20 protein-coding genes are annotated in these 19636 nt (G+C 29.5%); 13 read left to right on the top strand and 7 right to left on the bottom strand.

Annotation, left to right across the window (positions count from 1 at the left end; all coding sequences use genetic code 11):
• Positions 1 to 21 precede the first annotated feature (21 nt).
• The 8 genes from def to FBF10_RS08010 all read left to right on the top strand — a co-directional run bounded on the left by def (position 22) and on the right by FBF10_RS08010 (position 6849).
• Positions 22 to 549, top strand: coding sequence for a peptide deformylase (gene def, locus FBF10_RS08045; protein WP_002851936.1), 528 nt, complete (start codon positions 22 to 24; stop codon positions 547 to 549).
• Positions 546 to 2051: a YifB family Mg chelatase-like AAA ATPase gene (locus tag FBF10_RS08040; protein ID WP_002887634.1), complete on the top strand. Its 1506-nt coding sequence runs from the start codon at positions 546 to 548 to the stop codon at positions 2049 to 2051. Before def ends, FBF10_RS08040 begins: the two co-directional genes overlap by 4 nt.
• 1 nt (position 2052) lies before the next feature.
• Positions 2053 to 2751: an NYN domain-containing protein gene (locus FBF10_RS08035; protein WP_002826913.1), complete on the top strand. Its 699-nt coding sequence runs from the start codon at positions 2053 to 2055 to the stop codon at positions 2749 to 2751.
• A complete protein-coding gene (locus tag FBF10_RS08030; protein ID WP_020246838.1) occupies positions 2735 to 4105 on the top strand; it encodes a bifunctional ADP-dependent NAD(P)H-hydrate dehydratase/NAD(P)H-hydrate epimerase in 1371 nt (456 codons plus the stop codon). The genes FBF10_RS08035 and FBF10_RS08030 overlap by 17 nt, the downstream gene beginning before the upstream one ends.
• Positions 4096 to 4662 (top strand): phosphoribosylglycinamide formyltransferase, encoded by a 567-nt coding sequence (purN, locus tag FBF10_RS08025; protein ID WP_002887629.1) that lies wholly within the window; start codon positions 4096 to 4098, stop codon positions 4660 to 4662. Before FBF10_RS08030 ends, purN begins: the two co-directional genes overlap by 10 nt.
• Before the next feature lie 71 nt (positions 4663 to 4733).
• Positions 4734 to 5453, top strand: coding sequence for a TerC family protein (locus FBF10_RS08020; RefSeq protein WP_002873212.1), 720 nt, complete (start codon positions 4734 to 4736; stop codon positions 5451 to 5453).
• Complete coding sequence (locus FBF10_RS08015; RefSeq protein ID WP_002851709.1) at positions 5446 to 5655, top strand: alkylphosphonate utilization protein; 210 nt, start codon at positions 5446 to 5448, stop codon at positions 5653 to 5655. Before FBF10_RS08020 ends, FBF10_RS08015 begins: the two co-directional genes overlap by 8 nt.
• A gap of 9 nt (positions 5656 to 5664) precedes the next feature.
• Positions 5665 to 6849, top strand: a complete 1185-nt coding sequence (locus FBF10_RS08010; protein ID WP_020246837.1) for a metallophosphoesterase — start codon at positions 5665 to 5667, stop codon at positions 6847 to 6849.
• 13 nt (positions 6850 to 6862) lie between these two features.
• On the opposite strand, the gene FBF10_RS08005 is transcribed toward FBF10_RS08010, so the two are convergent.
• A complete protein-coding gene (locus FBF10_RS08005) occupies positions 6863 to 8224 on the bottom strand; it encodes a hemolysin family protein (protein ID WP_002887619.1) in 1362 nt (453 codons plus the stop codon).
• Positions 8225 to 8341: 117 nt separating this feature from the next.
• Between FBF10_RS08005 and FBF10_RS08000 the strand changes: the two genes are divergently transcribed.
• Entirely contained in the window at positions 8342 to 9469 is a 1128-nt protein-coding gene (locus FBF10_RS08000; protein WP_032596194.1) for an MFS transporter, read from the top strand.
• Here the strand turns inward: FBF10_RS08000 and FBF10_RS07995 are convergent.
• The 6 genes from FBF10_RS07995 to FBF10_RS07970 are packed head-to-tail and all read right to left on the bottom strand — an operon-like array spanning position 9460 to position 15759.
• Positions 9460 to 10680 (bottom strand): putative transporter, encoded by a 1221-nt coding sequence (locus tag FBF10_RS07995; protein WP_071616582.1) that lies wholly within the window; start codon positions 10678 to 10680, stop codon positions 9460 to 9462. The two genes, FBF10_RS08000 and FBF10_RS07995, sit on opposite strands and share 10 nt — an antisense overlap.
• A gap of 45 nt (positions 10681 to 10725) precedes the next feature.
• Positions 10726 to 11472, bottom strand: a complete 747-nt coding sequence (locus tag FBF10_RS07990) for an energy transducer TonB (protein ID WP_002867104.1) — start codon at positions 11470 to 11472, stop codon at positions 10726 to 10728.
• Between the two features lies 1 nt (position 11473).
• The gene (locus FBF10_RS07985) at positions 11474 to 11884 is read right to left on the bottom strand and encodes a biopolymer transporter ExbD (RefSeq protein WP_002851714.1); all 411 of its coding nucleotides are present in this window, start codon (positions 11882 to 11884) and stop codon (positions 11474 to 11476) included.
• Complete coding sequence (locus FBF10_RS07980) at positions 11871 to 12632, bottom strand: MotA/TolQ/ExbB proton channel family protein (protein ID WP_002887613.1); 762 nt, start codon at positions 12630 to 12632, stop codon at positions 11871 to 11873. The genes FBF10_RS07985 and FBF10_RS07980 overlap by 14 nt, the downstream gene beginning before the upstream one ends.
• Before the next feature lie 11 nt (positions 12633 to 12643).
• Positions 12644 to 14911, bottom strand: coding sequence for a TonB-dependent receptor (locus tag FBF10_RS07975; protein ID WP_002887611.1), 2268 nt, complete (start codon positions 14909 to 14911; stop codon positions 12644 to 12646).
• A complete protein-coding gene (locus FBF10_RS07970; RefSeq protein WP_002851704.1) occupies positions 14908 to 15759 on the bottom strand; it encodes a ChaN family lipoprotein in 852 nt (283 codons plus the stop codon). The genes FBF10_RS07975 and FBF10_RS07970 overlap by 4 nt, the downstream gene beginning before the upstream one ends.
• A 221-nt stretch (positions 15760 to 15980) precedes the next feature.
• Between FBF10_RS07970 and FBF10_RS07965 the strand changes: the two genes are divergently transcribed.
• From FBF10_RS07965 to FBF10_RS07950, 4 genes are read left to right on the top strand one after another with little or no spacing between them, the layout of a single operon-like run.
• The gene (locus FBF10_RS07965) at positions 15981 to 16112 is read left to right on the top strand and encodes a lipoprotein (RefSeq protein ID WP_002859376.1); all 132 of its coding nucleotides are present in this window, start codon (positions 15981 to 15983) and stop codon (positions 16110 to 16112) included.
• A complete protein-coding gene (locus FBF10_RS07960; protein ID WP_002888602.1) occupies positions 16109 to 17113 on the top strand; it encodes a Fe(3+) ABC transporter substrate-binding protein in 1005 nt (334 codons plus the stop codon). Before FBF10_RS07965 ends, FBF10_RS07960 begins: the two co-directional genes overlap by 4 nt.
• Positions 17113 to 18729: an iron ABC transporter permease gene (locus FBF10_RS07955; RefSeq protein ID WP_052804100.1), complete on the top strand. Its 1617-nt coding sequence runs from the start codon at positions 17113 to 17115 to the stop codon at positions 18727 to 18729. The genes FBF10_RS07960 and FBF10_RS07955 overlap by 1 nt, the downstream gene beginning before the upstream one ends.
• Positions 18713 to 19621, top strand: coding sequence for an ABC transporter ATP-binding protein (locus FBF10_RS07950; RefSeq protein ID WP_079268892.1), 909 nt, complete (start codon positions 18713 to 18715; stop codon positions 19619 to 19621). Before FBF10_RS07955 ends, FBF10_RS07950 begins: the two co-directional genes overlap by 17 nt.
• Positions 19622 to 19636: the final 15 nt, after the last annotated feature.

Raw genomic sequence — 19636 nt, 5'->3', positions numbered from 1 at the left:
ATTTAAAACAAAGGTTTTTTAATGGTTAGAAAAATTATCACCTATCCCAATCCTAGACTTTTTTTAAACTCTGAAATTGTAAATAAATTTGATACAGAACTTCACACCTTGCTTGATGATATGTATGAAACTATGATAGCAAGTAATGGAGTAGGTTTAGCAGCTATTCAAGTGGATATTCCTTTGCGTGTTTTACTTGTAAATATTTTTGATGAAAACGATGAACAAAAAAAAGAAGATTTGCTAGAGATTATCAATCCTGAAATTATTCCTTTAGATGAAGAAATGATCACTTGTACAGAAGGCTGTTTGAGTGTGCCAGATTTTTTTGAAGAAGTGAAACGCTATAATCATATCTTGCTTAAATATCAAGATCGCTTTGGAGAATTTAAAGAACTTGAAGCAAAAGGTTTTTTAGCTGTGGCTATTCAACACGAAAATGATCATTTAAATGGACATTTATTTATAGAAAAAATTTCCTTTGCTAAGCGTCAAAAATTCGATAAAGAATTTAAGAAAAAGAAGAAAAATCATAAAAAAGAGAAATGAAAAAACTAAAGTGCATAAGCTTTCATGAAGGCTTAGACATTATAGAGGTAGAATCCACTTTTACAAGAGGTTTGCCAAATTTAAGCATAGTAGGGCTTGCAAGTACAGCGATTAAGGAAAGTGTCGAACGCATCAAAGCCACACTTTTAAGTTGTGATTTTGCTTTTCCTGCTAAAAAAATCACTATCAATCTTAGTCCTTCAGGCATCCCAAAAAAGGGATCGCATTTTGATTTGGCTATCGCTTTATTAATCCTTTTGCAAAATGAAGAATTAGATGACTTTTTTGTAGTAGGAGAATTAGGACTTGATGGAAGTATTAAAAGCACAAATGAGCTTTTTTCTTTGCTTTTGTTTCTCTCTGCTAAAATTAAAAAAGCTAAGATCGTTGTTCCAAAAAGTATAGCACAAAAAGCTTCCATGATACCAAATTTAGAGGTTTATGGACTTGAAAATTTAAATGAAGCAATAGAGTTTTTTAAAGAAAAAAATTATGAAAATTTTCGTTTTTCTCACAATCATCCTTTATTTGCAAACCCTTTACAAATAGAAAATGAAATTTTTTTACAAAATATGGATTTTAAACTTGATTTTAAAGACATCAAAGGGCAGGAAAAAGCCAAAAGAGCTTGTATGATAGCTGCTTTAGGTATGCATAATATCTTATTTGAAGGAAGTCCAGGAAGTGGTAAAAGCATGTGTGCCAAACGCCTTGTTTATATCATGCCCCCTCAAAGTTTAAGTGAAATTTTAATGCAAAATGCTTATATGTCTTTAGATTCAAAAGATTGTGAATTTACTAAAATTCGTGCTTTTCGTCATCCTCATCATACTTCTACAAGAGCAAGTATTTTTGGCGGAGGAACAAAAAATGCCAGAATTGGAGAAGTAGCACTTGCAAATGGTGGAGTATTGTTTTTTGATGAATTTCCACATTTTAACAAGCAAATCATAGAGAGTTTAAGAGAACCTTTGGAGGATTATAAAATTCATATTTCAAGAGTAAATTCTAAAATCACTTATGAAACAAAATTTAGCTTTATAGCTGCCCAAAATCCTTGTCCTTGTGGAAATTTATTTTCTAAAAATCTTTCTTGCGTTTGTAGCGAAAATGAGATTAAAAAGTATAAAAATCACATTTCAGCTCCTATTATGGATAGGATTGATCTTTATGTAGCTATGGATGAGATCAGCAAGGATGATAAAACGAGTATAAGTTCTAAAGAAATGAGTGAAAAAATTTTACAAGCTTTTATTTTTAGTAAAAAACGGGGGCAAAAAGAATTTAATGGGAAATTAAAAGATGAAGATTTAAGTCGTTTTTGTGTATTGGAAAAAGATGCCAAAGATACGCTAGATTTAGCAATTTCACGTTATAATCTTTCTTTGCGATCGCTTAATAAAATTTTAAAAGTTTCAAGAAGTATAGCGGATTTAGAACAAAGTCTTAATATTAACAAAACCCATATTTTAGAAGCTTTAAGCTTTAGAGCAAGGAATTAAAATGGAAAATAAAAGTATAGCTATCTTTATAGATGCAGAAAATATCCCTGCAAAATACGCTAAAAGTATTTTTGATATCGCTTCAGATTATGGAGAGGTTATCATTAAACGCATTTATGGGGATTGGACTCAAAAAAATATACAAGGTTGGAGAGAGCAAATTGCTGAATATTCTTTAATCGCTATGCAACAATTTAATTTTGCAGCCAACAAAAACTCAAGCGATATGTATTTAATCACTGAAATCATGTCCATATTTTATGAAAAAAATATAGATATTTTTGTTATTGTTTCAAGCGATAGTGATTATACTTCACTCATTCAAAAATTAAGAGAAAATAAAAAACAAGTTATAGGAATGGGGCTTGAAAAGTCTATAAAATCCTATGTAAATGCTTTTAGTGAATTTTTTTATTTAGATAAAGATGAGAGTAAAAAAGAAGATATTTTAAGTAAGGATTATTTAAGAGCTTTAATCAATATCACCGAACAGCTTATCGATGAAAAAGGGCGTGCCGAATATGCACAAATCCGCACTAATATGAACCGCAAATACTCGGATTTTCATCCGCAAAATTATGGTTTTAAGAATTTTCGTGCTTTGATCCAGAAATTTTTACCTAAAATGAAAAAATTTGAAGAAGAAAGAGAAAAAAATATATATTTTTTGGTGAAAAAAGATTATGAAAGCTATTATTGATAATATAAAAATTTTAGAACAAAATGCTATAAATAAAGGCTTAGATGAGCTTATTTTAATGGAAAATGCGGGATTAAATTTAGCCAAGCTAATTAAAAAAGAAGCTAAAAAAATTCGCATTCAACGCAAGATTAGAAAAGTAAAAATACTTTTTTTATTAGGCGGGGGCAACAACGCTTCAGATGGCTTGGTGGCTTTAAGAAATTTAAAACACGCTAAAGCTTATAAAATAGGCTTTAAAGAAAATACGCTTTTTAAAAAACAAGAGCAAATTTTACAAAATTATGCTTTTAAATTTTGTAAAAAAGAACCCAATTTTAAAAAATTTCATATTATCATTGATTGTATTTTAGGTACAGGTTCAAATCATTGCTTAGATGAAAAAACAAGTTTAATTATTCAAAAAGTTAATCAAAGTAAGGCTTTAAAAATAGCTTGTGATATACCTACAAATTTGGGATTTTATCCTTGTTTTAAAGCTGATATTACATTTTGTATGGGAGCTTTAAAGGAAATTTTACTTGAAGATTTTGCTAAGGAATTTGTAGGAAGGATTAAAATAGCCAATTTAGGCATTAGATCTAAGAAATTTTACCCTAATTCTCAAGCTTTTTTGCTTGAAAAAAAAGATTTAAAAACTATAGATAGAAAAATCAACGCCAATAAAGGAAATTTTGGCCATATTTATATAGTTGCCAATGCAAGTGCTGGAACTTTAGCAGGACTTGGAGCCTTAAATTTTGGAGCAGGTCTTGTTTCTTTAGTAGCACAAAAAAGTTTCTCGCCTCTTTTGATGTTAAAAGAAAAAATTGAAAATAATGCAAGTGCTATTGCTTTAGGTATGGGGCTTGAAAATTTGGATTTTCTAAAAGATGAAATTTTGCAAAACACTCCTTTGATCTTGGATGCAAACTGCTTTTTAAGTGAAGCTTTGCTTTGGTATTTAAACAGAAAAGATGTTGTTATAACCCCTCATCCAAAAGAATTTATAAAACTTTATAAAATGTGCTTTGATGAGAATTTAGATATAGAAACATTGCAAAAAAATCGCTTTTTCTATGCTAGAAAATTTTCACAAAATTATGATTGTGTTCTTGTTTTAAAAGGAGCAAATCCTATTATTGTGCAAAAAGAAAAATTATTTGTTGTAAATTTAGGAAATCAAGCCTTAGCTAAAGGTGGGAGTGGAGATGTTTTAAGTGGAATGATTGCTGCACATTTAGGTTTTGGTTTTAGTGCTTTAGAAGCAGCAAAAAATGCTACTTTAGCTCATGGACTTGTTGCAAAAAAATATAAATTTAATAAAAATAGCTTTGACGCTTTAAAACTTATCAAAGGATTAAAATGCTTGTAAAATTAGCTGTACTTTTTAGTGGAAATGGAAGTAATTTAGAAAATATTTTAGAAAAACTTCATAAAAAAACCATAGGGGAAAATACCTATGAAGTAGTACTTTGCATTTGTAATAAAAAAGATGCTTTTGGTGTACAAAGAGCAAAAAAATTTGGTCTTGATACTGTCATTGTTGATCATAAGGCTTATAATACTCGTGAAGAATTTGATACGATTTTGGTACAAAAAATCAAAGAAAGTGGAGCAAATCTTACTGTATTAGCAGGTTTTATGAGAATTTTAAGTCCTATTTTTACAAAAAATATTAAGGCAATTAACCTTCATCCTTCTTTATTACCCCTTTTTAAAGGAGCACATGCAATTAAAGAAAGTTATGAAAGTGATATGAAAGTGGCTGGAGTCAGTGTGCATTGGGTCAGCGAAGAACTTGATGGTGGAATGATTATAGCTCAAAAAGCTTTTGAAAAAAGAAATTTGAGTTTTGAAGAATTTGAAGAAAAAATTCATAGTCTAGAACATGAAATTTTACCCTTAAGTGTGATTGAAATTTTTTCTTAAAGAATTAAAGGTATTTGCTTTAAAACTATAAAATATCGCTTTAAAAAATTTTAAAATTTTCAAGGAAATTTATGTTTGAATGGATATTTAGTATTGATGCTTGGATTACTTTAGCTACTTTAAGTGCTCTTGAAATTGTACTAGGGATAGATAATATCATTTTTTTAGCTATTTTAGTAAGCAAACTACCCCCTGAACATCGTGATAAAGGACGTATCTTAGGTTTAGCTTTTGCAATGATTACAAGAATTTTACTTCTTTTATCTCTTTTTTGGGTAATGAAACTTGTAACACCTTTGTTTAGTGTATTGGGCAATGAAATTTCAGGAAGAGATCTAGTTCTTTTACTAGGTGGACTTTTCTTGATTGTAAAGTCTATTAAAGAAATTAAAGAGCAAATTTCTCATCAAGAAGAAGGCCAAAGTCATTTTAAAGCAAGCAATAAACTTTGGATAGTTGTGGCCGAAATTGCTGTGATTGACATAGTGTTTTCACTTGATAGTGTTATTACCGCAGTAGGAATTGCTCAAGATGTAACCATCATGATTATCGCTGTTATTATCGCAGTAGCTGTGATGCTTTTTGCTTCTAAACCTATAGCAGATTTTGTTGAAAAATATCCAAGCATTAAAATTTTAGCCTTAGCTTTTTTGGTGCTAATAGGCGTAGTTTTAGTTGCTGAAAGTTTTGATATTCATATTGATAAGGCATATATTTATACCGCTATGGCTTTTGCTTTAGTGGTGCAAATTTTAAATATTTTAGATCAAAGAAAGGAAAAAAATGGCTAAAGACGCTAATGGAATAGAACTTAACACAGGTGATAGCGTGAGTGTAATAAAAGATCTTAAGGTTAAAGGTGCAAGTACAACTTTAAAACGTGGAACTACTATAAAAAATATTAAGCTCACTTCTAAAGAAGGTGAAATTGAGGCTAGAGTAGATAAATTTGGCGTTATTGTTTTAAAAACTGAATTTTTAAAGAAAATCTAGGCAAAGAATGTGCGAATCTTACTTGTTTTAAGAGGGAATTATTACGCAGGACAAGAAGAATTTATCAAAAATAATAAACTTCAAAATTATACACTTGATTTAAATGCTTTGCGTCTTTTATCAGGAAGCGTTAAAAATATAGTCAGTGAATATAAAATTTTAAATGTTAAAAATGATGAAGATTTGAGTAAAATTTTACTCAAACTTCTAGAAATGCGTATGCAAAAAGGTGAGTTTTGCATCATAAACGCTTACAATGAAACATTAAAAATTTACAAAGACTTAGCTAAACAATATCGCTATAAAATGTATGTTATTGTTTTTGATAGCTCTTTAAAACAATGTCAAGAAAAAAATCTTTTAGAAGCTAAAAAAAATGGATATATCATCCCTTATGCTCTTTTGGAAAAAACTCAAGATTTACTCAAAAAAAATCCAAAAAAATACCCAATTTTAGACTCGAGCGACTGGAAAAAATGTCTTTACCAAATGCCAAATTTAAGCAAATATAAAAAAATTCATCATATAGGAGATTTACAAGGTTGTTATAGTGTTTTAAAAGAATACATTAAAACAATCAAAGAAGATGAATTTTATATATTTTTGGGAGATTATATCAACAGAGGTATAGAAAATGGCAAAGTAATAAAATTTCTTTTAAAAATTTGTGAAAAAGAAAACGTATGCTTATTAGAAGGAAATCACGAAAGACATCTTATAAAATGGGCTAATGGAGAATTGTCAAATTCCAAAGAATTTAATGAAAATACTTTAAAGGATTTTAGAAAAGAAAAACTTACTCCAAGAGATGCTAGAAAACTCTATCCTCATCTAAAAGAATGTTTATACTACAAATTCCAAAATAAATTCATATTTTGTTCACATGGAGGAGTAAATTTTATACCCTCCAAACCTGAAAAAATAAGTTTTATACCAAGCCATGACTTTATTTATGGTGTAGGTGGATATGAAGACAGTCAAAAAGTAGCAAATCAATTTTGTAATTTCACCTCGGACAATCTTTATCAAATCTTTGGACACAGAAATAAAGAAAAACTTCCTATGAAAATAGCCAAAAGAGTATTTTTATGCGAGGGTAAAATAGATGATGGTGGATATTTACGCGTAGTTACACTAGATGAAAAAGGTTTTGAGTGTATAGAAATTAAAAACCAAATTTACAAAAAGAAATAAAGCCTAAAGAGGCTTATTCTTCATCTTTATTTGTTTTTTTAACCACCTTAACACGCTCTATAGAATTCCCATCCATTTTTTTAACTTCATAGTAACAAAGTTCATCTTCAATGCGATCTCCTACCATAGGCAAGCGTCCTAAAAGATTAAATACATAACCACCTATAGTAACTTGTTCTAAATCCTCATCATAGTTTATTACAAGCATTTCTTCAACAGTTTCTATATCGCATCGTCCTTGAAATTCATAGATATTTTCAGCAAGTTTTTTATAGCTGTCTTCTTCATGCTCGCTTTTAATTTCGCCAATAATTTCTTCCATGATATCTTCCATGGTTAAAATTCCAGCAGTTCCACCATACTCATCAACTACTAATGCAGTATGAGAGCGTTCTTTATTCATCATTACAAGTACTTTTGAAATGCTGATATTTTCAGGAACCAAAATCAAAGGTTTAACAAAAGTATCTAAATTTTGACTTTTATGGTTTAATTCATTTTGTATTATATCTCGTATGTGTATCATACCTAAAATAGTATCTTTAGAACCATCAATATAAGGAAAGCGAGTATGTTTATGCTCACAAATGATTTGCATATTTTCTCCGTAACTTTTTTGTTTATTTAGACAAATCATATCTTTTCTAGGAGTCATAATCTCTTTAGCAACAGTATCTGAAAAATCAACAGCATTGCGTATGATCTCTGTTTCAAATTCATCTAAAACTCCACCTTTTTGACTCTCACTTGCTATGATTTTAATTTCTTCTTCGCTATGAGTTAGCTCGCTTTCTTTAGCAGGTTCTATTCCAAAAAGTTTCAAACTTATAGCTGCTAAAAAATCGAAAATTTTAATACAAGGCAAAAAGAGCATCCAAAACCAATGAAGCGGTCTAGCTATAAATAAAACCGCTTTATCTGCAACTGCAATAGCTATACTTTTTGGCACAAGTTCTCCTAAAACCACATGTAAAAGAGTAATAATGCTAAAAGCAATAATGAAAGCTATAGTATGGATAATAACAGTGCTAAAACCAAGATTAATAAGCGGAATTTCCAACATTTTTGCTATAGCAGGCTCACCTATCCAACCAAGAGCTAGAGAACTTAAAGTAATCCCTAGTTGACAAGCACTAAGATAGGTATCAAGTCTTGAAGTAACTTCTAGTGCTTTTTTAGCACCTACTTTTTTTTCCTTAACCATTTCTTCAAGTTTTGAACGACGCACTTTAACAATACTAAATTCAGACAAAACGAAAAAGCCATTTAAAAGCACTAAAGCTAGTGCGATGACAACCATAAGTATAGAATATCCTGCATCAAAAGATGCTGTAGGTAAAGTTTGGTTTAAATCTAAAACCTGACTGGGGTCCAATAAAAGCTCCTTATAAATAAAATATTTAATTATACACAATTAAAAGTAAAATTTTAGCTTAAAAATGGTTTTTAAGCTAAAATTAATTTGCATTGGAGTTTAATTTAAGACATGAAAATGCTTAAAATTCTGATTATTTTTTGTGCTACACTAACCCTATCTATTGTCTATGCTCCACAACCTATAGCACCTTTATTATCTAATTATTTTCATGTAAATTTGTACCAAATTTCTTGGATAATCAGTGTTACACTTATTCCCTTGGCTGTTGCGCCTTTGGTTTATGGTTATTTACTTGAAATTTTTTCCTTAAAGAAAATTCTTGTTGTTTCATTGTTTTTGTGTTCTGTTTTTGGCATTATTGGGAATTTAAACGATAATTTTTATTTTTTTCTATTTCTTAGATTTTTACAAGCTCTTTGTATACCTGCTATACTGACAGCACTTCTTACCTTGCTTAGCCGCTTAGAAAGCGATAATATACAAAAAAATATAGCCATTTATGTAGGCGCTACGACTTTTGGTGGTTTTGTTGGAAGGGTTTTTGGGAGCTTTTTGAGTGATCTTTTTTCTTGGCATTTTGCCTTGAATTTTTTTAGCATTCTGATGATGGTTTGTGGTTTTTTGTTTTTATTTTTTAAAGAACATCCTATAAGCTTAAACACACAAACTTCCTTGAGGGATTTTTTACCCTTTGTTAAAGAGCTTAGATTTATGGTGATATTATTTTGTGTTTTTACTATCTTTTTCTCTTTTCAAAGCATAGTAAGTTTTTTACCTTTTCATCTTAAAGAAAGCATAAAAGATATCACCCAAACTCAAATTGGACTTGTTTATTTAGGATTTTTAACCGGAGTGATAAGCTCACTACTTATAGGTAAAACCATAGAAATTTTAGGCTCAAAAATTCGCACAGCTATATTTGGGTTTTTGGTTTTTATAGCGGGTTGTTTTTGTATGATAGTAGGGAATTTTTATTTTGCCTTTTTTGCTATGTTTGTATTTTGTAGCGGAATGTTTATAAGTCATTGTATATTTTCAGGGATTTTAAATTCGATCGCGGATAAAAAGGGCTTGGCTAATGGAATTTATTTGACATTTTATTATAGTGGGGGTGCTTTGGGTTCTGTATTGCCAAGTTTTTATTATGAAAGTTTTGGCTGGGAATTTTTATGTATCTTCACAGCCTTTTTACTTTTCATCGCCTTAATAATTTTTAGCAAATTCAGATATTTTTATAAATGATTTTTATTTTTTGCGTATTCGATGTTTTTTTCAAATTCTTTTAAACGCTTATATATACTTCTAAGTTGAGTGATGGTTGTCCAATTGGTGATAAAAACACTAAAAGAACTTCTTACTTGATCAAAAGCATTATTAATCTGCATTACAATACCAAGTCCTATAGCTCCCGCAAAAAGCCCTGGAGCCATGATTAAAAATGGCACTATAACTATCATTTGCTCAAATAAAATGAGCCAAATATTAAAATATCCGTAGTGCAAAAAAAGTCTTTTATAATTGAATTTAAGCCCTGTAAAAAGCTCTATCATGGTTTCATTTTTAGCGTATTCTTTGCGGTTATCTTCAGCATAAACAAGCTCTTTTCTAAAAGCTGCTTCAGCTTTTTGGTTGTTGTATTCAAGTCCTGGAAGTTTAATCCCTACAAACCAAGATACGATTAATCCCCCTAAAGAAATCAAAAGCGCAACATAAACAAGCAAACCATCAATATTTTTTAAAAAATAAAAGTTAGAATTCTCGCTTAAATTTGCAAATAAAGCCTTACTTACAACATCGCTTAAAGTCCATAAAATCGGTATAAAGGCTACAAGAGTCATCAAAGCTTTTATAAAGCTAAGCCCTAAACTTTCTACAATTTTAGAAAAATTATAAGTATCTTCTTGAATTCTTTGCGAACTTCCTTCTATATTATCATCCTTATTTTTCCAAAATTTCAAATAAGAAAAAGTCATAGCTTCGCGCCATTTAAAGGCATAAACACTAGCAAAATAGATATTAATTGTAGCGATTAAAACATAAGGAATAGCAATAGCCAAAAAAACTAAAATCAAAGCATAAAAATCACTTGCTGAATAATTTGGCTTTTCAATCATAGCCCTAGAGTTGAAAAAATATTCTAATAAATTTTGATAATAATACAATGCGCCTTTATTGATAAAATTAGCTTTTTGGAAATTTTGCTCAGCTCTTTGATTAGCCTCTTGGATTAAAGTGGCATTATTTTCAAGATTTTCTTCTATTTTTTGCGTAGAATTAGAATCCAAAAGTTCTATTTTTGGCTTTTGTAAAACATTGTAAAAATCACTATACCATGAATTGATCGCAACATTTAAGCTTGTTTGTATATATAAGAAAAATAACAGTAAAAAAAGTCCCAAATAAGCCCATAAAGCCCATTTTTTACTTTTAAAAAACGAAGAGAACATAATCATCACCTTTAAAATAAAAATTCTAATAAACTTTTTTTAATGAAAAGTTTATTTTTTACCTAAATAGTCTTTAATATTGTAATCAATAGGCATAACAAAACTGATTTTATCACCATTTTTTAACATTTCTTTAGGCGGTTTTGGCAATGGAGAAGCTCTTTTAAATAAACTTAAAGCTTCATCATTGAGCGCTGCATAAGGGCAAGATTTTTTAAGCTCTTTGCTTAAGACATTTCCGCTTTCATCAATGCTTACGCGAATTCTTACAACGCCTTCTTGTTTTTGCATTATCGCTTCTTGAGGATATTTTTTAAATTTAGTCAAATGAGCCATAAGCAAAGCTTGATAGCTTTTAACTTGTTCTTTGGCATTGCCACTTACTATAGTTTGTGTTTTATCTTCATTACTTTGTAGCGGAGCACTGAGCGATTCATTTTTAAATTTTGAATTTTCACTTGCATTAGCTATTTCTTTTTGAGCTTGGTTTTCATCTTGCTTTTCAATCTTTTTTTGAACTTTTAATACAGCATTTTTATCTTGAGAATTAAGACTTATTCTTTCGTCTTGTTTTTTGTTTTTATCTTGAGAATTACTCTTTTTTTGATCAATCGAAACTTCTTTTAATTCCCCGATAGGAAGCTCTGATACCATCATAATGGAAGTAAATTCCGCTCCTTGTTTAAAATCAACACCACTTGATTTTTCTTGAGTATAAAAAGAAAAAAGGAAAAACATTAATACTAAAGTATGCAATATCAAACTTAACACAAACCCAAAAATCACACTAGACTTCATACTAATCCATCTTTTTACTTGAAAGAGCTATTTTTCCATAGCCATTCTCTTTTAATTTTTGCATTACTTGCATAATATCTTCATACTTTACACTTTTATCGATATGAAAATAAATAATTTCTTCTTTATTGCCTTTGGTTTTTATATCTAAAGCACTTGAAAGATTTTCTAGGCTTAATTTATCATCATTAATAGCCAAAGTATTATCAGTATTTAAATAAAGTATGATGGGATTTTTAAGCTTATCCTCTGCTTGCTGCGAACTCTTGGGTAATTCTATTTTGATAGAACTTGTGATAAGAGGAGTAACAGCCATAAAAACAATCAATAATACAAGCATAATATCTATAAAAGGAGTTATATTGATCTCACTTAACTCCTCTTCTTTGTGAGCCATTTCAGTTTTTATCATTAAAATAACTCCTATGAAAAAGTATATAGACAAAATTTGCAAGCTCATCTAAATGGTGCATAAGTTTTAAATTTTTTCTTGTAAGATAATTATAAAAAAGCACCGCAGGGATAGCAGCTATCAAGCCAAAAGCTGTAGCAAACAAGGCTTCAGCTATACCAGGCGCAACGACTGCCAAAGAAGCATTGCCAAGATTTGCTATACCTATAAATGCATTCATAATTCCCCAAACTGTTCCAAAAAGCCCTATAAAAGGTGCGCTAGCACCTATGCTCGCAAGCAAACTCAAGCCATTTTTGCTTGCTGTGATTTGCTTTGAGATGGTATTTTGCAAACGCAATTCTATACGCTCTTTTATGTGATCATTTTTATATTCACTTTTTTCAAGCTCATCTTGAATTTCTAAAGATAAAACACCTGCAAAATCTTTTGTCTGATCTAATTCATTGAGATTTTTTAATTCTTTTATCTTTTGTATAGACAAGTCTAGATTTTTTTTCATAAAATAAAATTGCATAAGCTTAGAAATAAAAACTGCCCATGCTAAAATGGAAAATAAAATCAATATATAAATAACACCTTTTACCACCTCATCAGCATTTTGATAAAGACTAGAAAGAGAAAGCTCTATTTTAGGTGCTTTGGTTTCTATCTTAGAAGAATCAAAAGATAAATTTGTATCTGTTGCATTTGCTTCTGCATTTAAATTTAACAATAAAAAACAAAATAAAAACATTTTTTTTAACATTTGTATATTCCTTAATATTTATATTCAAAACTTACTATAAAAGTACGACCGCGAGCAGAATTGCTAAAAAGATAGATAGGATCACCTGCTCCATTATATTGAAGCTGATTATCTAAGGAATTATAAGCATTTAAGGCATCCATGTAGTTTTTATCAAATAAATTTTGCACCTCTGCTCTCATTGTGAGGTTTTTAAACCATTCTATATTCCAATATAAATCTACTATAATAGGAATTTTTGGTAAGTCTTGTGTGGTTGGTTTAGGATAATAAGGATTGTTTGGATCCTTATTCCAATCATCTGTATTTGGATTTACCCTTTTTGCTTTGCCTGTGTATTTTGCTATACCACCAAAGCTTATTTTATCATTTAACCTAAAGCCAAGCTCTACATTTGCATAATCTTTTGGAAGCTCCATGATTTTACTTGCCGAAAAAGAGCCAAGAAGAGGTCCTGAAGTTTGAGAAATAGTCGAACTTGTATCTTGTCTTGAATACATAGCTTTAGCATAAGCAAAACCCAAGTCATAGCTTAATTCTAACTCCACACCCTTAAATATGGTATCATCAGCTGAATTTAAGTGCATATAAAATTGCGAGCTTGGAGGATCTTTACTTGGATCTTCAAGATAAAATTGTTCATTATAAATATAATCTTTTATTTTTGTATGATAATACACGGCTTTAAAACCAAAGCGATCATCATCTTTTAAAAGTCCATGTTTAAAAGAATTAAAACCTATTTGCCAAGTATTGGCTTGTTCTGGTTTTAAGAAAGAATTGATACCATTGCCTTCGTTATTTGAGAAAAACATTTCTTGCACATTAGGGGCTCTATTTGTTCTCGCAAAACTTACAAAGGGTGTAAAAAGCTCGTGTATGGCAGCTGAAAGCATGACAGAAGCATTCAGGCGAAGTCCATTTTTATCTATATCTGTCGCCGCTTTTGGAAAACACATAAAATTTACTTCATCGCAAGCAGGTCTGTGTCCTTTGATATTCCAATCTAAAAGATTCACATTGGTATCAAGTGTAAAGATACCATAATTTAGACTATTATCAAGATAATAAGTAAAAAGATTTTGTTTTCCACGAGGCTGAAAAGGTATAGAATTTACTCCTTGAATTGATGTATTTAAGGTATTTTTATAATCATTAAGCAAAATATTTGCTCCAAAGCGTGTGTTTAGATTAAATCTATGCCATTCACCCTCTAAAGTATCACTTATATCAAAAGTAGTGGCAGTATTTTTTGCCTTTGTGTTAGCTATGGCATCGTTTGCCGCAAAAGTAGATTTTGATCCATAGGTTTGTATGCCTTGATTGTAGGCAATAAGCGTATTTACATTAAGCCACTCATTAGGGTTGTGCCAAAAATCAAGTTGATAATTGCCATTGTGTATTTTTCTACCGGCAAGTTCGTTTTGATATCTACGATAAGAAAATATAGTGTTTGTAAAAGAATTTGGGACATATTCGAGTTTAAAAAGTTGAGAGTTTGGTTTTTGGGTTAAAAAATCTGGATCAAAAGGAGCGATATTGGTATCAGCTATACCATCTCCATCAGTATCAACCATACTACTACCTATCTTGCCACCCCCGCCTACAGTGTAATTTTGAGTAATTCTCTTTGCGCTATAACCAAAAAGCGCGCCCACATATCCATTATTTTCAAGTTCAGTCTTTCCAGCCACTGCACTCATATAACTTGGTCCGATTCCATTGCTTCCATAAGAAAATCGTCCTAAAAATCCAAAGATATTGCCATCATGTACAATATCATTTATACCTATGGTCTTAAAATTTGCTGATCCCATCAAGGCATTTGCTCCACCTACTCCTTCAAAAGTTCCCCTTGTAACATCAACTCTGATTAAGAAATTTGTATCAATAACAGCTCCAAAAGCTGAAGTTCCCGTTTGTGAATGAAATCTAGCTGGATCATCTGATGCACTACCATAAAAAGTTTGAGTAACACCGTCAATCATGGTATTAACACGCCCAAAACCACTCATACCACGAATATTTACTTGAACTGTACCTTGAGCTTGATCTGTGTTTGTGTAGGTTCCAGGTATACTACGCACTATAGAATCTATACTTTGTGTATCTGAACCTATACCCTCTCTTGTGCTTGTTGCTCCAGGAGTTACAAAAGGTTTTTCATCGTTTTTGATTTTTGAACCTGAAATTTCAAGACTATCAAATTCTAATTCTTCAGAAAAAGCAAAACTAGCAAAACATAAACCTACAGCACAAAATAAACTTAATTTTTTCATTCCTCCCCCTTATAAATCAAAACATAATCACTGTCTTTTAAATCTATTTCTCCATAGCTTAAATTCACTACAACTATTTTTTTACTGCTTTTAAAATCTTGTATATGTAAAGGAATTCCTATTTTTTTACTTGTATGATAGCTTCCAGCTAGCAATAAAACTTTATTTACATGATGAACCAATACATCAGCCATACGCCTGTCTTTGAATTGTTGAATTTCCACCAATTTATCTAGTAATTCTTTATTTTCTTCAGGATTTAGCTTATGGCTTAAGGATATAATGTCAAAAAGTTGTTTTTTTACTTCATTTGTGGTTGAAACATAACCCTTTAAGGGCTGAGCCCCATTATAAATACTTGTAATTTCTGAGCGTGAAAGATTTGCACCTAATATTTTTGACTTTGAATAAAAAACCACATTGACAAATTGCTCATAATCTTTCCATTTCCAGACCTTATCCCAATTTAATGCATTAGTAAGTTCATTGGCTTTAATGGTTTTTTTATTTTTAAAAGCTTTATCTAAGTGATTTTGCTCTGTGCTTGCTAACATTTCTAAAGCTACATCAAAGTTTATATTTTGAGAACTTAAATTTCCTTCTAAGGCATTAAAAATCATAACTTGACTTATCTTATGTTTAACCTCATCGTGTTTTTCGCCAAGCAGTATCACATCTGCTTTTAGCAATTCTAAAATCATATCTTCAAAAGAAATCTTTTTTTGAGTATGCGTATCAAGTATATAAAAATCTTTATTTTCTTGAAGTGGAGATGATTTTTGCAAAACAGCACAAGCGCTCAACATAAAGCTTATAAATAGAATGCTTAAAATAGTATAAAATTTCATTATTATTGTTACTTTCTTAGTGGTTTATTTTTGATATTGAATATTAATATTTTATATATAAAAATACTATTAAATATTTATATTAAAATTTAATTATTTATAATTATTATCAAAATTTATTATAATAAAATGAAAATATTTATCAGTTATAAAATTATTAAGTTACTTTATATTTACTTTTTAATATTAATATTTCTTATCAAAATATCTAAAAGGAATTAATGTCTATGAAAAAAATAATTTTATTTTTACTATGCGTTGGCTTTGCTTTTGCTTGCTCTGAACATTCTCATACCGATTTTAAAGATCTTAATAAAACCGAGTATAATTCTCAATTAAAGGATAAAATATGAAAAAAATCTTCTTTATGTTTTTAACAGCTGTTTCATTTTTAGGTGCTAGTGAGCTTAATATTTACTCAGCAAGACATTATAATGCTGATTTTGAAATCATAAAAAAATTCGAAGAAAAAACAGGTATTAAGGTCAATCATACTCAAGCTAAAGCTTCAGAACTTATTAAAAGACTTTCTCTTGAAGGAAGTAATTCTCCTGCTGATATTTTCATCACAGCTGATATTTCAAATCTTACAGAAGCTAAGAATTTAGGACTTTTATCCCCTGTTTCATCAAAATATTTAGAAGAATTTATACCCGCTCATTTAAGAGATAAGGATAAAGAATGGTTTGCGATTACAAAAAGAGCAAGAATTATTGCTTACAACAAAAACACAAATATCGATATTAGCAAAATGAAAAATTATGAAGATTTAGCAAAAGCTGAATTTAAAGGAGAAATTGTTATGAGAAGTGCTACAGCTCCTTATAGCAAAACTCTTTTAGCATCTATTATAGCTAATGACGGAAATAAAGAGGCTAAAGCATGGGCTCAAGGTGTGCTTGAAAATCTTGCGACAAATCCAAAGGGTGGGGATAGAGATCAAGCCAGACAAGTATTTGCAGGCGAAGCTAAATTTGCAGTTATGAATACTTATTATATAGGGCTTTTAAAGAATTCTAAAAATCCAAAAGATGTAGAAGTGGGGAATTCTTTGGGTATTATTTTTCCTAATCAAGACAATAGAGGAACGCATATTAACATTAGCGGTATTGCTATGACAAAATCAAGTAAAAATCAAGATGCGGCTAAAAAATTTATGGAATTTATGTTAAGTCCTGAAATTCAAAAAATTCTTACTGATAGTAATTATGAATTTCCTATAAGAAATGATGTAGAATTAAGCCAAACGGTAAAAGATTTTGGAACTTTCAAAGAAGATCAAATCCCTGTGAGTAAGATAGCAGAAAATATTAAAGAAGCGGTTAAAATTTACGATGAAGTCGGTTTTAGATAATGTATAAAACCTTAAAATACTATAAACTCGGGGCAATTTTACTTGCCCTTTTTCTTGCTTTACCTATTTTTGGTATTTTTGCTGAACTTTTTTATATTTTATTTCAAAATTTTAATACAAGTGATTTAACCCAATTTTCATCTATTAAAGAAAATTTGAGTCATTTTTTTGATTATTTATTTTTAAAATTCATCAAAGATACTTTTATAATTAGCATGGGAGTATTGTGTTTAAGCTTGATTTTGGGTGTGAGTTCTGCTTATTTGATCGCAAATTATGATTTTTATTTCTGTAAAATTTTAGAAAAATTACTCATTTTACCCTTAGCCATACCTGCTTATATTTTAGCCTTTGTTTATGTTGGAATTATGGATTTTCAAGGATTTTTTCATGAAAATTTTGGCTTTAGGATGGATTTTTTCAATCATTATGGTGTTATTTTTGTTTTGGCTATTTCTTTATATCCTTATATTTATTTATTTGCTAAAACAGCTTTTAAAAGTGAAGCCAAAGAGGCTTATGAAGTAGCTAAAATCATGAAATATTCTGAATTTAGAATTTTTACACGCGTGGCACTTTTGAGCGCAAGGCCTGCCATTTTTTCTGGAGCTTTATTGGTTTTAATGGAAACTTTAAGTGATTATGGCGCAAGTGCTTATTTGGGAGTGGATACTTTTTCGGCTGGAATTTTTAAACTCTGGTATGATTTGAATGATTCTTATTCTTCTAGTGTTTTATCGGGTATTTTAATGCTTTTTGTATTTTTGATTATGTATGTGGATTATTATTATAAAAATAAACATCATTATAGTTTTAATCAAAATTTAACTCTTTTTATCAAAAAAAGAAAATTAAATCCTATTAAACAAATTCTATCCTGTATTTATTGTTTTATGATTGCTTTTGTAGGTTTTATTTTACCTTTTATTTGGCTAGTTTATTGGGGGCTAAAAGATCATAAGCTTTTTGAATCACAATTTTATATTATCAGTTTTCAAACTATAATCTTAGCTTTAGTCACTGCTTTAATTACCACTTTTTTAGCTTATTTTTTGATGTTTAGTTCTAGGATAGTTAAAAATCATTTTTTTAATTTATTTATTTTAAAAATAAGTTCTTTGGGTTATTCTATACCTGCTGCTGCTTTGGGGATTAGCATTATAGTGCTTTTTGTATTTTTGGATAAAATTTTTCACATGAGTTTATTGGGAAATTCTTTACTTGTTCTTGTTTTTGCTTATATAATTCGTTTTTTAGCGAGTGCAATTTATTCTTTAGAGGGAGGATATAATAAAATTCATCTAAATATTGATGAGGCAAGTTTAAATTTAAGAACGAGTTATTTTATTTTATTTTTTAAAATTCACACACCTTTAATGAAACATTTTTTATTTTTGGCTTTTATTATTGTTTTTATTGATACGATTAAAGAACTTCCTTTAAGTAGAATTTTAGCACCTTTTGGCTTTGAAACTTTAAGTGTTAAAGCTTTCTGGTTTGCAAGTGATGAAAGAATTTATGATGCAGCTTTGCCTTCCTTGTTTATCGTTTTTCTTTCTTTAATGGTTGTTGTTTGGATGGATAAAATCACAAGGAAAGATGATGTTAGAAATTAAAAATTTATCTAAAAATTTTGGCAAAATACAAGCTTTAGAAAATATCAATCTTCATGTCAAAGAAGGAGAATTTTTAAGCATTTTAGGAGGTAGTGGAAGTGGAAAAAGCACGCTTTTAAGGATTATTGCTAAGCTTGAACAAGCTAGTTCTTATGATTTGTTTTCTTGCAAAGGTGAAGTGGCTTTGATGTTTCAAAATTATGCTTTATTTCCTCATTTAAATGTTGAGAAAAACATACTTTTTGCACTTTACGATAAAAAAGATAAAAATCAAATTTTAAATCATTTGCTTAAAACTTTTGAAATTGAAGATTTAAGATATAAAAAAATCGATGAAATTTCAGGAGGGCAAGCGCAAAGAGTGGCTTTTGCTAGAGCTATAGCAAGAGGATGTCAGCTTTTGCTTTTAGATGAACCTTTTTCTAATTTGGATCAAAATTTAAAACAGGATTTAAGAAGAGAATTGAAAAAAATGATAGAAAATCAAGGCATTACGGCTATTATGGTAACTCATGATATTGAAGATGCTTATTGCATGTCTGATCAAATCGCTTTTTTAGAAAAAGGAAAAATTTTAGCTCATGCAAATCCTAAAGAACTTTATTTTAAATCTGATTTTAAAAGTGCACAAATTTTACCTGATTTAAATATCATAGAAGAAAAACTTGATTTAGAAGATGAATTTTTTGCTTGGATAGCTTCAAAAAATTATATTTTTGGTTATGCAGAGCTTAAAATAGGAAATCGCTTTGAGGCTAAAATTTTACAAAAAGAATTTTTAGGGGCTTTTTGTAGGCTAAAATTACTTTATAAAAATATAATTTTTTTTATTTTGGTGAGTTCAAGTTATGATTTAGAAGAGAAAATAAGTTTTGATATTATCAATTTTTAGTTTAAATTTGATAAA

The sequence above is a fragment of the Campylobacter sp. CFSAN093249 genome, assembly GCF_011067895.1.
GTDB classification, from domain to species: Bacteria; Campylobacterota; Campylobacteria; order Campylobacterales; family Campylobacteraceae; genus Campylobacter_D; species Campylobacter_D jejuni.
Note: the sequence above shows the minus strand (reverse complement) of the source record. Positions and strands in the feature narration are given on the sequence as shown.